Annotated in this window: 18 protein-coding genes; all 18 read right to left on the reverse strand. The window is 47.8% G+C overall.

Translation table 11 applies throughout. From position 1 onward, the window contains the following. Positions 1-5: 5 nt before the first annotated feature. Complete coding sequence (locus KNO72_RS01735) at positions 6-803, reverse strand: phosphatidate cytidylyltransferase (RefSeq protein ID WP_214687943.1); 798 nt, start codon at positions 801-803, stop codon at positions 6-8. A 1-nt stretch (position 804) separates the two neighbouring features. Beyond that, entirely contained in the window at positions 805-1542 is a 738-nt protein-coding gene (locus KNO72_RS01740; protein ID WP_214687942.1) for an undecaprenyl pyrophosphate synthase, read from the reverse strand. Between the two features lie 84 nt (positions 1543-1626). Then, positions 1627-2187, reverse strand: a complete 561-nt coding sequence (frr, locus tag KNO72_RS01745; protein WP_031421698.1) for a ribosome recycling factor — start codon at positions 2185-2187, stop codon at positions 1627-1629. Continuing rightward, positions 2184-2909: a UMP kinase gene (gene pyrH, locus KNO72_RS01750; protein WP_015881417.1), complete on the reverse strand. Its 726-nt coding sequence runs from the start codon at positions 2907-2909 to the stop codon at positions 2184-2186. Before pyrH ends, frr begins: the two co-directional genes overlap by 4 nt. 110 nt (positions 2910-3019) lie before the next feature. Continuing rightward, entirely contained in the window at positions 3020-3901 is an 882-nt protein-coding gene (tsf, locus tag KNO72_RS01755) for a translation elongation factor Ts (protein WP_078146717.1), read from the reverse strand. A 117-nt stretch (positions 3902-4018) separates the two neighbouring features. After that, positions 4019-4759 (reverse strand): 30S ribosomal protein S2, encoded by a 741-nt coding sequence (gene rpsB, locus KNO72_RS01760; RefSeq protein WP_015881415.1) that lies wholly within the window; start codon positions 4757-4759, stop codon positions 4019-4021. A gap of 152 nt (positions 4760-4911) precedes the next feature. Then, positions 4912-5304, reverse strand: coding sequence for a hypothetical protein (locus KNO72_RS01765; protein WP_074037229.1), 393 nt, complete (start codon positions 5302-5304; stop codon positions 4912-4914). Positions 5305-5316: 12 nt separating this feature from the next. Continuing rightward, positions 5317-6087 (reverse strand): FliA/WhiG family RNA polymerase sigma factor, encoded by a 771-nt coding sequence (locus KNO72_RS01770; RefSeq protein WP_159562099.1) that lies wholly within the window; start codon positions 6085-6087, stop codon positions 5317-5319. Between the two features lie 12 nt (positions 6088-6099). Then, positions 6100-6585: a chemotaxis protein CheD gene (locus tag KNO72_RS01775; RefSeq protein ID WP_031421691.1), complete on the reverse strand. Its 486-nt coding sequence runs from the start codon at positions 6583-6585 to the stop codon at positions 6100-6102. Then, positions 6578-7177, reverse strand: coding sequence for a chemotaxis protein CheC (locus tag KNO72_RS01780; RefSeq protein ID WP_015881411.1), 600 nt, complete (start codon positions 7175-7177; stop codon positions 6578-6580). Before KNO72_RS01780 ends, KNO72_RS01775 begins: the two co-directional genes overlap by 8 nt. Then, positions 7167-7598, reverse strand: a complete 432-nt coding sequence (locus KNO72_RS01785; RefSeq protein ID WP_015881410.1) for a chemotaxis protein CheW — start codon at positions 7596-7598, stop codon at positions 7167-7169. The genes KNO72_RS01780 and KNO72_RS01785 overlap by 11 nt, the downstream gene beginning before the upstream one ends. A 12-nt stretch (positions 7599-7610) precedes the next feature. Continuing rightward, entirely contained in the window at positions 7611-9602 is a 1992-nt protein-coding gene (locus KNO72_RS01790) for a chemotaxis protein CheA (protein WP_214684474.1), read from the reverse strand. 19 nt (positions 9603-9621) lie between these two features. Continuing rightward, on the reverse strand, positions 9622-10461 hold the full coding sequence (locus KNO72_RS01795; protein ID WP_015881408.1) for a MinD/ParA family protein: 840 nt from the start codon (positions 10459-10461) through the stop codon (positions 9622-9624). Then, entirely contained in the window at positions 10440-11501 is a 1062-nt protein-coding gene (locus KNO72_RS01800; protein ID WP_214757107.1) for a flagellar biosynthesis protein FlhF, read from the reverse strand. The genes KNO72_RS01795 and KNO72_RS01800 overlap by 22 nt, the downstream gene beginning before the upstream one ends. A gap of 1 nt (position 11502) precedes the next feature. After that, positions 11503-13524: a flagellar biosynthesis protein FlhA gene (gene flhA / locus KNO72_RS01805; RefSeq protein WP_256440172.1), complete on the reverse strand. Its 2022-nt coding sequence runs from the start codon at positions 13522-13524 to the stop codon at positions 11503-11505. A gap of 13 nt (positions 13525-13537) precedes the next feature. Continuing rightward, a complete protein-coding gene (gene flhB, locus KNO72_RS01810) occupies positions 13538-14632 on the reverse strand; it encodes a flagellar biosynthesis protein FlhB (RefSeq protein ID WP_214757108.1) in 1095 nt (364 codons plus the stop codon). Next, entirely contained in the window at positions 14629-15399 is a 771-nt protein-coding gene (fliR, locus tag KNO72_RS01815) for a flagellar biosynthetic protein FliR (RefSeq protein ID WP_147537295.1), read from the reverse strand. Before fliR ends, flhB begins: the two co-directional genes overlap by 4 nt. Continuing rightward, the gene (gene fliQ / locus KNO72_RS01820) at positions 15396-15668 is read right to left on the reverse strand and encodes a flagellar biosynthesis protein FliQ (protein ID WP_015881403.1); all 273 of its coding nucleotides are present in this window, start codon (positions 15666-15668) and stop codon (positions 15396-15398) included. Before fliQ ends, fliR begins: the two co-directional genes overlap by 4 nt.

The raw sequence follows: 15668 nt of genomic DNA on the forward strand, positions 1-15668 counted from the left end.
CCTTTTTAAAGCAGATTAAACACCCAAATGACGGTAAAGACCGCAATCATACTATCAAACCGGTCTAAAATGCCACCATGTCCCGGTAACAGATGACCTGAATCTTTGACTCCGTACTGACGCTTATAAGCAGATTGCACCAAATCCCCGAGCTGTCCGACTACCGCTACGACAATCGCTAAAATGGCGACCTCGATCATCGGCAAGATCGGATCAATCCAGACAAAGATGATACCGAGTACAATCGCAGACACAATGCCCCCAATCGCCCCTTCAATCGTCTTATTCGGACTAATCGATGGCCATAACTTGGCTTTCCCGAATGCTTTTCCGGTAAAATACGCTCCCGAGTCTGTCGCCCAAATCATAAACAAGATTAGCAGCACTTTCGATAGACCGTCCTCAGAGAGCCGGACTAACGCAAAACTAGAGAAACCGACGACCAAATAGACGGCTGAGACGAAGTAAAAACTAGCGTCTTCATACGTGAATCGGTTTTTCGTGACCACTGTCCAAAACAGCAACAACACGAGCCCTAAGACGAGCCATTGTTCAATCGAGAACGGAAGTTCATCCGTGACAACTTGAGTCTTAAGCAATAATAAGAGGAACGGGAACGCCACGAGGAGCGCTGTCACTAAGAACGGAAACGCCAACAGCTTATGCTGTCGCATCAACGTGAATTCACTCAATCCGATGAGTGCCAGAATCCCCATCAATGAAACGAAGGCATTGCCTCCAAGCGCAATCACCGTGATGAAGATGGCTCCTGCCCATAGTCCTGTAATAATACGTGTCTTCATGTTACACCCCACCAAAACGTCGCGTGCGCGCGTTGTATGATTCAATCGCTTCTACAAAATGCTCACGCTTAAATTCCGGCCACAATACTTCTGTGAAATGAAGTTCAGCATACGCGCTTTGCCATAATAAAAAGTTAGAGAGTCGTTGCTCACCGCTCGTCCGAATAACGAGATCTACATCTTGAACGTGTGTCATGAGTCGTTCACCAATCATACGATCATCGATATCGTCTGCCTGAACCAAACCGGACTGAACGTCTGCTGCAATGCTACGCATCGCTTGAACGAGCTCATCTCGTCCCCCGTAGTTGAGTGCGAAGACAAGGTTCAACCCTGTGTTCGCAACGGTCCGTTCTCTCGCCTCGTTAACGGCTTCTCGTGTCTCTCGTGGGAGTTTCGACGTATCTCCCGCAACGAGCACCCGTACATTCTGTTCGTGGAGTTCTTTCAAATCGGTCTCCAAAAACTGTTTCGGCAGTTTCATCAAGAATGAGACTTCCTCTTCCGGACGAGTCCAATTCTCTGTAGAGAACGCATAAAGCGTCAGAGACCGAATCCCGAGTTCCTGCGCTGTTCGTACCGCTTCCCGGATGGACTTCATCCCTTCCCGGTGACCCATGATGCGAGGGAGACCACGTTTTTTGGCCCAGCGCCCATTTCCATCCATGATGATGGCTACGTGCTCAGGAACACTTAACTCCGCCTCGATTTTCGTTTTAGGATTCACCCATTTAAACATTCTGTTATCCTCCTGATTGTATGAAAGAAGGACCCTCTCAGAAAAAGGGTCCCCACACAGCTTTTTGGTATACCACTTCCGTGATTACACTTCCATGATTTCTTTTTCTTTAATTGCTGCAGATTCATCAATCTTCTTGATATACGAATCCGTCAACGTTTGAACGTCATCTGCATATCCGCGGAGATCGTCTTCTGTTAACTCGCCATCTTTCTCGAGTTTCTTCAAGTTTTCATTTGCATCACGACGTACGTTACGGACAGCGACCTTCGCTTCTTCTGCGTATTTTTTCGTGACTTTAACTAATTCTTTACGACGTTCTTCCGTCAATGCAGGAATCGCCAAACGGATGACCGTACCGTCAGATGATGGAGACAAGCCGAGGTCTGCCTTTTGAATCGCTTTCTCTACTTCAGAAACCATCGACTTATCCCATGGTTGAATTAAAAGTAGACGCGCTTCTGGTGTATTGATGTTTGCCACTTGATTGAGTGGTGTTGGGACACCATAGTAATCAACTTGGACAGGATCCAAAATCGACGCGCTGGCACGGCCAGTGCGAAGCGTTCCAAAATCACGTTTAAGTGAAGAATGCGCTTTTTCCATTTTTTCTTCAGCTGTTTTCAATACTTCTTTGACACTCATGAATTGACTCCTCCTACTACCGTCCCGATATGTTCCCCGAGAACGACACGTTTAATGTTACCTTCTTCAAGCAATGAGAATACAATCAATGGAATGTGGTTGTCCATACAAAGTGACGTTGCTGTCGAGTCCATGACTTGAAGTCCATCCTTTAAGACGTCAAGGTAAGACAACGTATCGTACTTCACTGCCGTTGCGTCCAATTTCGGATCAGCTGAATAGACGCCGTCCACATTGTTTTTACCCATTAAGATGACATCAGCTTCGATTTCAGCCGCACGGAGAGCAGCTGTCGTGTCCGTTGAGAAATATGGGTTTCCTGTGCCGGCCGCAAAGATAACGACGCGTCCTTTTTCAAGATGACGCATTGCGCGACGACGAATGTATGGTTCAGCAACTTGTCGCATTTCAATTGATGTTTGGACGCGCGTTTGGACACCGTACGTTTCAAGGCTATCTTGAAGAGCAAGTGAGTTCAATACAGTTGCGAGCATACCCATGTAATCTGCGTTTGCCCGATCCATCCCGAGTTCACTACCCGTCTTTCCACGCCAAATGTTTCCGGCACCTACAACAACGGCGACTTCTACACCCATCTCGATCAATTCTTTAATTTGACTTGAGATTGAGTTTACAATGTTAGGGTCGATCCCGTAACCTTGATCTCCAGCGAGCGCTTCTCCACTCAATTTTAACACAATTCGTTTATATTTCGGTTCCATAACTTTGCCTCCTCTTGCTTGAAAAAAGGGAACACGCTCCCTTAACGAACTAACTCAAGGTTATACAGACGTGTTCCCAATTTTAGTTGTATCACAGATTGTGACACAGATTATTTTTTAAGTTGGTTCATAACTTCTTCAGCAAAGTTCTCTTCACGTTTCTCCATACCTTCTCCTACTTCGAAGCGTACGAACGAGTTGATTTTTCCGCCTTTTGATTCTACGTACTTACCAACTTTGAAGTCGCTGTCTTTTACGAACGTTTGGTCAACGAGGCAGATTTCTTCGAAGTACTTGTTCATTCGACCAGCAATCATCTTCTCAACGATGTTAGCAGGCTTGCCTTCGTTAAGTGCTTGCTCAGTCAAGACTTTCTTCTCGCGGTCGATTTCTTCAGCTGATACTTCATCGCGTGTCGCGTAAAGTGGACGTGCTGCAGCAACGTGCATTGCAACGTCTTTAGCAACTGTTTCGTCAGATGTGCCGTCGATTACAACGACTGACCCGATGCGACCACCCATGTGGAGGTACGTACCGAATACTGCATCGTCAGCTTTTTCAAGAACAGCTACACGACGGAGTGAGATTTTCTCTCCGATTGTCGAAGCTTCTTCTTGGATGTACGTTTCAAGTGTTTTACCTGCTTCGTACTCAGCCGCGAGTGCCGCTTCTGCAGTTGTTGCGCCTGATGCGAGTACTGCTTTTGCTACGTTGTTCACGAGTGTTTGGAACTTCTCGTTCTTCGCAACGAAGTCTGTTTCTGAGTTGATTTCGACGAGCACAGCTTTGTTGCCTTCAACTGCTACTGCTGTCAAACCTTCAGCGGCGATACGATCACCTTTTGCTGCTGCTTTAGCGATTCCTTTTTCGCGAAGGAAGTCGATTGCTGCTTGCATGTCACCGTCTGTTTCAACGAGTGCTTTTTTGCAATCGAGCATTCCTGCTCCTGTTTTTTCACGAAGTTCTTTTACCATTGCTGCTGTAACTGCCATCGGAAATTCCTCCTTGTAAAACTAACGAATTTTAAGAAAAAGCACAGGGCTTTTTGAATACATGTCCTAAAAAAAGGTGATAAAAGGCTTTCCCTTTATCACCTATTGTCTCACTGATTACTCAGCTTCTGTAGCTTCAGCTTCTGTCGCTACAGCTTCTTCAGCAACTTCTTCTTCACCTTGCTTCGCTTCGATGATTGCATCAGCCATCTTCGAAGTGAGCAATTTAACTGCACGAATTGCATCGTCGTTCGCTGGGATTACATAATCGATTTCGTCTGGGTCACAGTTTGTGTCGACAATCGCAACGATTGGGATGTTCAATTTGTGAGCTTCCGCGATTGCGATACGCTCTTTACGTGGGTCAACGATGAAGAGGGCGTCAGGCACACCAGGCATGTCCTTGATTCCGCCGAGGAACTTCTCAAGACGAGTCATTTCTTTCTTCAAGATGATGACTTCTTTCTTAGGAAGTACTTCGAACGTGCCGTCTTCTTCCATTTTTTCGAGTTGCTTCAAGCGGTTGATACGCTTTTTGATTGTTGAGAAGTTAGTGAGTGTTCCACCCAACCAACGCTCGTTAATGAAGAACATCCCAGAACGGATTGCTTCCTCTTTGATTGTATCTTGAGCTTGTTTTTTCGTACCAACGAAGAGGACGTTTCCGCCTTCTGCCGCGAGTTCACGAACAAAGTTGTAAGCTTCGTCTACTTTTTTGACCGTCTTTTGAAGGTCGATGATGTAGATCCCGTTACGCTCTGTGAAGATGTATTTCGCCATTTTTGGGTTCCAACGGCGTGTTTGGTGACCGAAGTGTACACCAGCTTCAAGCAATTGCTTCATTGAAATTACTGCCATGATAAATTTCCTCCTTGTGGTTTAAAAAAGTCCTCCGCCTCGTTCATTGTTGTATTCCGACCTTTCGGCACCGAGGAATATCATCCCGAGACGTGTGTGATGTGTTTAACACCGAGAATTACTATAGCATATGTCACGAAATCCGGCAACTCTCACTTTTTACGAAGTTTCGCATAAAGCGCAAGCTCGCCCTCGCCTTTTCCGAGGATACGGGCAGCGTCCCGCACGGAATGTCGCAACAAGACATCGTCCACGTCGATTGACGCGGACGGGGTCGTCTCTTCTGTCGCCTCTACGACCGTTTGAACGGACTCATTGACAGGGAGCGATGAAGCTTCTTCCTGTTGAACCACGTTCGAACGTTCAACGGGTTCTTGAACAACGAGGTCGTTCATCGACTCCATGAATGAAAGAAGCAACGTTTCGGTCTCTTGCTTCTCTCGTTCGAGCCGTTCGACTCGTTCCTGCAGCGCTTGGACTTGTCGGTAGCCGAATAAAAAACCGTAAGCAACCAAACAAGCTGTGATCACATATACAATATACACTTGTTCATCTCCTTACGATGTCTTTTCTTCTAAATAGGACCGACCGAGCGCGTGTTTTAATGTCTTCAACGCTTTGGAATGAATTTGCGAAATCCGTGATGTTGACAGTTCGAGCACTTCCCCAATCTCCGTCAACGTCAGTTCGTCAAAGTAAAACAAAGAGACGACGAGTCGTTCTTTTTCGGATAAATGGTCGACTTCTGCTGCCAGCACATCAATCAATTCGCGTTGCAACAACGTATCTTCTGGCTTTTCAGAATCCGGGTCGAAATACGTGACAGACATGACTTTTCCTTCTTCTTGCAACGTCACGGCCTCATCAATCGACAACATATTGGCAAAGTACCCTTCCGCCATCGTTCGTTCGATTTCTGCAATCGGTAAGTCGCATGCCGAAGCTAACTCGCTCTTCGTTGGAGCACGATGTAACGACTGTTCAAGCTGTTCTGCCACCTGATCGATTTTTTTCACTTTTTCTCGAACCGACCGAGGTAACCAATCCACTTTTCGTAAACCGTCGATAATGGCTCCACGAATCCGAAACGCAGCATACGTATCAAATTTATTATTGTGCTCTGGATCATATTTCATAAGGGCATCGTACAATCCCATGTAACCCAAACTTTTCAATTCGTCGCGTTCGACGCTCTTTGGAAGCGTCACGATCATCCGTTGTACGTGGTAGTGGATGAGAAACTCGTAATGTGCTAGTAATTCGTTTGCTGTATCCATATCACGGTCCATATTCCAGCGATCCCACAACTGTGTAAGATGAGTCGTCATGTCGATCCCCCCTTATAGTTCTTTCGTACCCACGCTCACCGTCCGAATCGATAAGACAGATGTTGCGACATCAAACTCGATTGTCCGCCCGTTATGTCCGCCACAATCTTCTGCCACGAGCGGAATACGATGGACTTTTAATGCTTGGCGGATGGCCTCGGCGTTTCGCTCACCGATTCGCATCGCCTCGTTCTCATATTTAAACTGAAACATCTGAGCGCCGCCTGCCATCTTTGCTTGAAGCCGCGTGGCCCCTTCTCGTTTCAATGAATGCACGAGTGTATCAATGGCTGTATCTGCGTATTTTCCTACTTCAATCGTCTGGTTCTTACGAGCAATCGTCGAGTCCGGCAACATGACATGTGCCATCGCTGCCAATTGGAGGCGGGTGTCATATAAAATGACACCCACACATGACCCGAGTCCGGCTGTACGTAACCGATTTGGTGCGGTCGTCTGCTTCCATTCGGCAATGCCGATTTTTAATACATCAGCCATTGCCAAGCAACCGTTCTTGAATCCGTTTGAGCGACCCATGTGTTGGTAGGAACAACACATGTCCTGCACTTACTTTTTGATCAATCATAAATGTCGTGTCGATATAGAGCGCCGCGTCTTCCTCAGGTTGTACAGACGTGACGACAAATTCAACAATCGAACCTGCCATATCGATGGCCGTTGCCGGCACTTGAATCATAATCGGTGTCTGTAACCAGTCACCTAGCGCTCGCGCATAAGCACCGCTCATAATATTCCCGACCTCTTCCCAAGCCGATTGGCCGAGCTCATCAAAAGAATCAAATGAATATGGCATCCCAATCAAGGTCGAAACCATTTGCTCGGCATCTTCCACGGCGAACAAAATGAGGATCATTCCACGAATATCACCATCTAATTCCAACAAGACCGAGGCAACATGTCGTTCCGGACCGCCGACTCGCTCTGGTAAATAGGTGATCGGTTCCATTTCGGCAGAAGACACGGTAATGTTCACCGGTTTCGAAAGCATTGCCGACAAGGCAGTCGCCGCATGTCCAGACCCTATATTTCCCAGTTCCTTTAACAGGTCTTGTTCAAACTCACTCAGCATACTGTTCCTCAAACAACGCATTCGCATCGAGTAAGGAGAAGAGTTTATCTTCTCCTTTTGCGATGGCTGTCAGATGTGCCGAGAGCATATCGCGGCTCGATTCCGGAATCGGTTCGATTCGTACTTCATCGCTTTCCACGACCTCATTCGCACGGTCGACGATAAATCCGGCATCTCCTTGATTCAACGAGGCGATCAGGATGCGCGTTTCATCCGTTGGTTCGATTTCTTCGTAGCCGAGTCGCAAGCGAAGGTCGATGACCGGCGTGACGACACCACGAAGGTTGATGACCCCTTTCACATGTGACGGTGCGTTCGGCACTCGTGTGATCGGCTGAAGTCGCTCGATTGAACGGACCGACTGTACGTCGATCCCATACGTATTTTCTTCAAGTGAAAAGACTACCCATTTCTGTTCCATCAATATTCCTCCTTAAAAGAGATCGTTACTATCTACGATAAGGGCGACGCGACCGTCACCAAGAATGGTCGCACCAGAGATAGCTGGAATCCCTTCAAGATACGTACCGAGCGGTTTCATGACAATTTCTTGTTGACCGATCAAATCGTTGACGACGACGCCGACGAGTTTGTTGCCTTTTCGAACGACGACGACCGGGAATTGCGACTTCGTCTCTGATTCGATGCCAAACATTTCTTTCATGTAGACGAGTGGGACCAGTTGACCACGGAAGTCGAAGACTCGCTCACGGTGTGCTGTCAAAATGTCCGCTTCATCAAGTAATGTCGTCTCAAGGATCGATGTCAATGGAATCGCATACGATTCCTCTCCCACTTGAACGAGCATCGCCGAGATGATCGAGAGGGTGAGCGGTAAGCTGACTTGGAACTTCGTGCCCTGTCCCGCAACCGTCTCTAAAGAAACGACGCCACCGAGTGACTCGATTTTATTTTTGACGACATCGAGTCCGACACCGCGTCCTGACAAGTCAGTGACCACGTCTGCCGTCGAGAAGCCCGGAGCAAAGATCAGCATCGCCAATTCGTTCTCAGACATCGTCGTCGCTTCTTCATCTGTGATCACGCCGCGCTCCAACGCTTTCGAGCGAACCTTGTCGACGTTGATGCCGGCACCGTCGTCCTCGATTTCAATGAAGACTCGGTTTCCGCCGTGATACGCACGGAGTGCAAGCATGCCCTGCTCCGGTTTTCCGGCTTGAAGACGTACTTCCGGACGTTCGATGCCGTGATCGATGGCGTTACGGATCAAGTGGACGAGCGGATCGCCAATTTCATCGATGACCGTGCGATCGAGTTCTGTTTCAGCACCTGAAATGTCCAACTGGACTTTTTTATGAATCTCTTTTGCGACCGAACGCACCATTCGTGGGAAGCGATTGAACACTTGTTCGATTGGCATCATCCGGAGGGTTAAGACGAGTGATTGTAACTCGTTCGTTCCCCGCTTGATTTTTTCGACCGTTTCATTCAATTCTGGTTGACCGACTTCGTCCGCCAGGCGCTCAAGTCGTCCACGGTCGATAATGAACTCTTCAAATAAGTTCATCAGACGATCAATTCGTTCTAAGTTGACGCGAATCGTTTTTGCTTGTGCTTGAGCGGCTACTTGCTCTTTCGTATCTTTCGCTTCTTCCTTGTCCGAGGTAGCTTGAACGACAGGTTCAGGTGCAATCGTCTCCGCTGTCACAGCGACTTCTGGCTCACTGACCGCTGTTTCTGTATACGTATTGACTTCGACGCGCTCCACTTCCGAGACTTGAGCGATGGCATGTTCAATCACTTCTGCCGTCTCTTGTGACAAGAATAAGACGTCGAACGATAAGTCAAATTGCTCTTGTTCGATTTCTTCTGTCTCCGGATGTGTGCTGACGACCTCACCTAGTTCTTGAAGGCGATCGAATACCATATACGCACGGGCCGCTTTCAAGACGACCGCGTCAGACAGTTTGACTGTGATTTGATACGCCTCAAAGCCTGTCTGTTTGGCTTGCTCGATGACCGAGTTCGTATATAGATCAATCTCAAACGTGCTCGTCTCTGACGTTTTTTCGACTGCGACTTCTTTCCCACCGATGAAGGATTGGAATGCGGCGACCGTTTCTGATACATCCACGTTCGCGCCTTGTCCTCCGCTCTCGATGTCCGCAATCATGTCTTCCATCTGTTCCATGGCGATGAACATCGTATCCAACAAGAGTTGGTTACTTTCCTTTTTGCCGCCACGGACGAGGTCGAGCGCGCTCTCCATCTCATGTGTCAAGTTGGCAACGCGTTCGTACCCCATCGTCGAAGACATCCCTTTTAGCGTGTGCGCGGACCGGAAGATCTCCTGTACAACATCCGCCCCACCCGATTGTTCTAATTTAAGTAACTGTGTGTTGATCGATTGGATATGTTCTTGGGATTCATCTAAAAACAACCCTAAGTATTCATTCACGTCCATCTCATTTGCCTCCCTGTCGTTATACTCGGTTCCACTGTTTTCGTAAGTTCCCCATCAAACGGTCCATCAAGTGACGTGGTTTTGGAGGCGTACCCGTAAGCGTTGTCAAAATTCGTTCGAGGCGCCAGCTAATATCACTCTTTCGGTTGTATTGATAAAACGGGACTTGGGCGATGACTGCCTTTCTGACAGATGAGTCGTCTGGTAGAAAGCCGAGGAATCGAATCGTCTTATTTAAAAACTGTTTACATGCGACTTCCATCCGTTCGAAACATTGAAGGGCTTCCTCACCGGACTGGGCTCGGTTGACAATGACGCCAAGCGGCAAGTCCGGGTACTGATGGTGCACCAGTTTCGTATATGCATAACCGTCCATGAGCGAGGTAGGTTCTGGAGTCAAAATCAAGAACATCTCATCGCACCCCGCGATGAACTGGAGTGAGGTGTCCGTCGCTCCAGCCCCCATGTCGAACAGGACATAATCATATTCGGTCAATACTTCGAGTTCTCGCATGAGAAATTGCATGTCATCATCTGAGAGATGGACGAGTTGGTCCTGCCCACTCCCTCCATGTAATATATCGACACCATATACATTTTTCTGAACAGCTGCAGCCAATGGAATACGAGCTTTGACGGTCTCGATCATCGTTCTGGACTTCATGGCATTCATCAAGATGTGCACATTGGCCATACCGATGTCAAAGTCGACAATCAACACCCGTTTTCCGAGTTCAGCTAGGGCGATGGCCGTGTTTACACAGACGTTCGTCTTTCCGACCCCACCTTTCCCACTCGCAAAGGCGATTGTCGTCGGATGGGCATCATTGATTGCTCTTAAACGCCTTGCTTGGTCCATCTTGCCCACCCTTCTTTCTCAAACAGTCGTTTCGTCAGTGCGTCCGCATTCCCCCGAATCAGATCGTCCGGCACTTCTTGGCCGTCTGTCATCCAGGAGACCGGAAGACCGCTCTTTTTCACCATGCGGTACATCGCGTGGATATCACTTGTCTCGTCCGCCTTCGTAAAAATGAGTGAGCTAAGAGGCAATGACTCGAATTGCGAATAGATCATATCCATGTCCTTCGTTTTGGATGTCAAACTCAAAACGAGCGAAAGGCTTGTTTCAGTGAAGTCGTGATGTTCATGAAACTGTTCGACGTAAGCCGGATCGCGGAAATTTCGTCCCGCCGTGTCGATTAGCACGATGTCTTTACGAGCAAACAATTGCTTGGCACGCTTGAAGTCATGAAAGTCATATGCCACTTCCACCGGAATACTCATGATTTCAGCATACGTCTTCAACTGTTCGATGGCAGCGATTCGGTACGTGTCGGTCGTGATCAATCCGACCGTTTTGCCTTCCGTCAGCTTGAAGTGCGCCGCAAGTTTGGCGAGCGTGGTCGTCTTGCCGACCCCCGTCGGTCCAACGACCATAACATATCGCTTCGCTTCAGGCGGTTCAATGAACGACGATTTGACTTGTTCGTAAACGAAACGTTCAGCTTCTTCTACAGATTTTGTCGTGTAGTATAGTTCGTTCAGCGTTTCCTCCCACGACTCATCGGCAAAGGATTCTGTCGAGAGCAGCGATTCGACATGTTGCAACGAGGCGTGTAGTCTCGGTGCCGCTCCTCCAATCACACGTGGTGGTGTTTGCGGGATGACAGGTTGTGATGGTGTTGGTGCTGTCCGAACAGGGACAGGCTGTCGTGGCTTTGTGACGACTTGCTCTTTTTCGAGGGCTGCGATGACCTCCACTTGCTTTGACGCAAAGAGACCGAACCATCCTGTCTTCACTTGTCGTGAGTTGAGGATGACCGCTTCGTCTCCGAGCTCTTGTTTCACTTTCGCCATCGCATCAGCCATGGTCTTCGCCGTAAACTTTTTAATCTGCATGTTAAATCACCCCAATACTTTTCACTTCGACGGAACTGAGTAATTCGTTATAAGCCAATACCGGCACATCTGGATAATACCGTTCGAGTAATTGACGAACGAACAGACGAATCGTTGGGGAACATAAAATCACAGCCGATGCCCCATATCGTTCAAACATCGACAGTTGTTCGCCAGTGCGCTCGATAATCTCTCGAGCTTGCTCTGGGTCGAGCGCCAAATAGTTCCCAAACTCCGTTTTCTGAACCGCATCTTGCACCGTCTGTTCCGTCTGTCCGCCGAGTGTCACGACGTAAAGGGGACCTTCAGGTGGTTTGACTTGATCGGTCAATTGACGGGACAAGCCTTGACGGCAATACTCTCCTAAGATTTCCGCATCTTTCGTCACTTTTCCGTAGTCTGCCATCGTCTCAAACAGAAGCGGCAAATTTCGAATGGAAACACTTTCTTGGAGTAAGTGGCGCAACACTTTCTGAATTTCGCCAATCGAAAGGACTGACGGCGTCACGTCCTCTACGAGAACCGGATGCGTCTCTTTCAGGTGCTCGACGAGTTGTTTCGTCTCTTCCCGACCGAGTAAATCTGCCGCATGTTTCTTCAACGTCTCGGTCAAGTGAGTCGCGACAACAGAAGGCGGATCAACGACGGTATACCCGCTCATTTCTGCCCGAGTTCGTGTTTCTTCATCAATCCAAAGGGCAGGAAGACCGAATGCTGGTTCCGTTGTTTCAATTCCATATACCTCAGGGTCTTCGATGCCCGGGCTCATCGCCAAGTAATGATCCAGCAATAGCTCTCCCTCTGCAACGACGTTCCCTTTGACTTTGATTCGGTATGCGTTCGGTGATAACTGCAAGTGATCGCGAATCCGGACCGTCGGTAAGATGAAGCCGAGCTCGAGTGCGAGTTGACGACGAATCATGACAACGCGGTCTAACAAGTCACCGCCTTGAGACTCATCTGCAAGCGGAATCAAGCCATACCCGAATTCAAATTCAATCGAGTCAATCTGCAACAGCGAGACGACTGATTCTGTCGGCGCTGTCGATGGTTCCTCTTCGAGCATCGGCTCTTCCGTTGCCTGACGGATATTTCGACGCATCGTGTAGGCGCCGAAGAATGCCGTTCCGGCAATGATCATCGTCACAGGAAGTAGGGGCGGTGATACAAAACCAAGCATGAAGACAATCGACCCGGCGATATAAAGGAGTGATGGGTTTTGACCGAGCTGGTCGATTACGTCTTCCCCTAAGTTTCCATCCGAGACGGCACGGGTCACGATGATCCCGGTCGCGGTCGAAATCAAAAGTGCTGGGATTTGACTGACCAAGCCATCCCCGATTGTCATGAGTGAGAACGTTTGGAACGCTTCTCCAACTGGTAATCCCATTTGAACGACACCGATGATAATCCCGAAGATCAAGTTGATCGTAACGATGATAATACCAGCGATGGCATCTCCTTTAACGAACTTCGATGCCCCGTCCATTGATCCATAGAAGTCCGCCTCGCTTTGAATTTTACGGCGACGCATCTGGGCTTCTTTGTCGTCAATTAAACCAGAGTTCAAATCGGCATCGATGGCCATCTGTTTCCCCGGCATCGCATCGAGTGTGAAGCGAGCAGATACTTCCGATACACGCTCTGCTCCTTTCGTGATGACGACGAATTGAATGATGACAAGAATCAGAAAGACGACAAATCCGACAAGGACATTTCCACCGATGACGAAATCACCGAACGTCTCGATAACTTCCCCTCCGTAGCCTTTTGATAAAATCGAACGGGTCGTCGATACGTTCAAACCGAGACGAAACAACGTCACAATCAATAAGAGAGAAGGGAATACGGAGAAGTCAAGTGCTTCCCGGGCATTCATCGCCACAAGTAGAATCATGATGGCGATCAAAATATTTACGATGATTAAAAAGTCTAATAAAAACCCCGGTAGCGGGATGATCAGCATGATGACAATCATCAACACACCAATCAAAATTGCAAAGTCTTTCGCTTTTACTGCCAACACATACTCCTCCTCAAAACGGTTGCTTCATTTGATAGACGAATGCCAGTACTTCCGCAATGGCTTGATAAAACGATTCGTCTACCACTTCACCGATGTCGATTTGCGCATATAGCGCGCGCGCGAGTGGTTTATTTTCAACAATGGCCACGTCATGTTCTTTTGCGACATCTCGAATATGAAAGGCGACCCGGTCGACCCCTTTGGCGACCACGAGCGGCGCAAAATCTTTCGTGTCATCATATCGAATGACGACCGCGTAATGGGTCGGGTTCGTGATGACGACATCGGCATTCGGTATCTCTTGCATCATCCGTCGCATCGCCATTTCCCGTTGTTGCTGTTTGATTTTGGATTTGATGAGTGGGTCACCTTCCGTATTTTTGTACTCATCTTTTATATCTTGCTTAGACATTCGGATCGATTTTTCGAAGTCAAATCGTTGGTAGAAAAAATCGAGTAGTGCAAGTGCGAGCAAGGCAACACTTACCCAAAGACCGAGTTCAATCGTGATACTCGCGAGTGCGACAATCGACTCACGAACTTGTTCGACGGCCATCCGGGACAGTTCTTTCTGATTTTTCCAAAGGACAGCGACAGCGGTTGTCAGGATGATTAACAATTTGAATAAGGACTTTAAAAATTCGACGACCGCTTTCATGCTGACGATGCGTTTGACCCCTTTGATCGGGTCGATTCGCTCAAGCTTTGGTTGAATGGCTTCTAAAGAAAATAACGTTCCGATTTGTAGGTAATTGATAAGAATCCCAAACACAACGGCGACGATAAAAAACGGAGCCAAAATCAGACCGACACGGAGCATTAAGTCGACGACCATATCCGACATGCCGCCCGTCACATTAAACAATAAATACTCTGGACTGAGTAAATCGCTGATTAAAGCAAGCAATTGTTGCCCAATCACGGGACCGAAAAAAGATAACATGAGAAACATCGCAAAAAGTGCGAACGCTCCAGTCAAATCGGCTGATTTGGCGACTTGCCCCTTCTTTCGGGAGTCTTCCCGTTTACGCGGCGTCGCTTTTTCTGTCTTTTCGCCTGCAAAAAACTGTAGATTGACCGATAAAGGATATAGAGGCTTCTTCATGAGGCGTCTCCTAATATGAGCATAAAGTCGTGCATCACTTCTTGTAATAGCGGGATGAACTGACTGATCCCTGTCAATGTCAGTCCCATCAATAAAACCATGACGGCAAAGCCGGCGATGAGTTTAAATGAAAATCCGATGGCAAAGATATTGAACTGTGGCGCTGACTTCGCTAAAAATCCGAGAGCTAAGTCAACAAGGAGCAAGGAAGCCATCATCGGCAACGCCAATTGCAACGCGACCATCATGGTCATGGTGACGACTTTCACGGCCATCATCAAAGAGGCTTCGGTAAAGTTGATCATCGGTTGACCAGGCGGATAGATTTGAAAGCTATAATAAATGCCATCAATCAGCAGAAGATGCAGGTTGCTCGTTAACAAAATGAACAGCGTAAAAATATAATAAAATCGTCCAATCAATGGCGATTGACCGCCAAACATCGGATCATATGCCGAAGCCATCGCTAATCCGAGCTGTAAATCAATGACCCCACCGGCAATTTGTGGTGCAAAAAATAGGATGTTGATTAACAGTCCAAGTAAAAGTCCGATCATGACTTCATAGACAACTTGCAGGACGAACGCATTCGTCATCTGGATTGGCTCGGTCAGTGTGAACATCGCGTAATACGCTAAAAACGCACTGAATCCGACGCGGTGCATGACCGGTAATTGTCTCGTCGAGAACAACGGGACACTGACAAAAAAGCCAGACAGTCGTGCGAACGTTAACCCATACATACTGATGAAGTCGACCGCATTCATTTCGATGCAACCTCAACCATCAACTCAAAGATCAAACGCGTGAATCCTTCAATCTGTTGAAGCATCCACGGTCCAAAGATGACGAGACCGATGAAGACCGAAATAATTTTCGGAACGAACGATAGCGTTTGTTCTTGAATTTGAGTCGTGGCCTGTAAAATCGAGATCACGAGACCGACGATCAGTGAGATGAGCAGAAGTGGCATTGATATTTTTAATAAGGTCCACACACTCTCTGTCGCCAAATAGATGACCATTTCTTGTGTCAT

This window comes from Exiguobacterium sp. s123 (assembly GCF_018617075.1).
Taxonomy (GTDB): Bacteria; Bacillota; Bacilli; order Exiguobacteriales; family Exiguobacteriaceae; genus Exiguobacterium; species Exiguobacterium profundum.

Bases quoted from the DNA above. Each gene is read 5' to 3' on its own strand.
- KNO72_RS01790 (WP_214684474.1), bottom strand. From the start codon at position 9,602: ATGGACGTGAATGAATACTTAGGGTTGTTTTTAGATGAATCCCAAGAA.
- tsf (WP_078146717.1), bottom strand. From the start codon at position 3,901: ATGGCAGTTACAGCAGCAATGGTAAAAGAACTTCGTGAAAAAACAGGA.
- rpsB (WP_015881415.1), bottom strand. From the start codon at position 4,759: ATGGCAGTAATTTCAATGAAGCAATTGCTTGAAGCTGGTGTACACTTC.
- flhB (WP_214757108.1), bottom strand. From the start codon at position 14,632: ATGAAGAAGCCTCTATATCCTTTATCGGTCAATCTACAGTTTTTTGCA.
- KNO72_RS01770 (WP_159562099.1), bottom strand. From the start codon at position 6,087: ATGACGACTCATCTTACACAGTTGTGGGATCGCTGGAATATGGACCGT.
- fliQ (WP_015881403.1), bottom strand. From the start codon at position 15,668: ATGACACAAGAAATGGTCATCTATTTGGCGACAGAGAGTGTGTGGACC.
- pyrH (WP_015881417.1), bottom strand. From the start codon at position 2,909: ATGGAACCGAAATATAAACGAATTGTGTTAAAATTGAGTGGAGAAGCG.
- KNO72_RS01740 (WP_214687942.1), bottom strand. From the start codon at position 1,542: ATGTTTAAATGGGTGAATCCTAAAACGAAAATCGAGGCGGAGTTAAGT.
- fliR (WP_147537295.1), bottom strand. From the start codon at position 15,399: ATGAATGCGGTCGACTTCATCAGTATGTATGGGTTAACGTTCGCACGA.
- frr (WP_031421698.1), bottom strand. From the start codon at position 2,187: ATGAGTGTCAAAGAAGTATTGAAAACAGCTGAAGAAAAAATGGAAAAA.
- KNO72_RS01795 (WP_015881408.1), bottom strand. From the start codon at position 10,461: ATGGACCAAGCAAGGCGTTTAAGAGCAATCAATGATGCCCATCCGACG.
- KNO72_RS01735 (WP_214687943.1), bottom strand. From the start codon at position 803: ATGAAGACACGTATTATTACAGGACTATGGGCAGGAGCCATCTTCATC.
- KNO72_RS01780 (WP_015881411.1), bottom strand. From the start codon at position 7,177: ATGCTGAGTGAGTTTGAACAAGACCTGTTAAAGGAACTGGGAAATATA.
- KNO72_RS01785 (WP_015881410.1), bottom strand. From the start codon at position 7,598: ATGGAACAGAAATGGGTAGTCTTTTCACTTGAAGAAAATACGTATGGG.
- KNO72_RS01800 (WP_214757107.1), bottom strand. From the start codon at position 11,501: ATGCAGATTAAAAAGTTTACGGCGAAGACCATGGCTGATGCGATGGCG.
- KNO72_RS01775 (WP_031421691.1), bottom strand. From the start codon at position 6,585: ATGGCTGATGTATTAAAAATCGGCATTGCCGAATGGAAGCAGACGACC.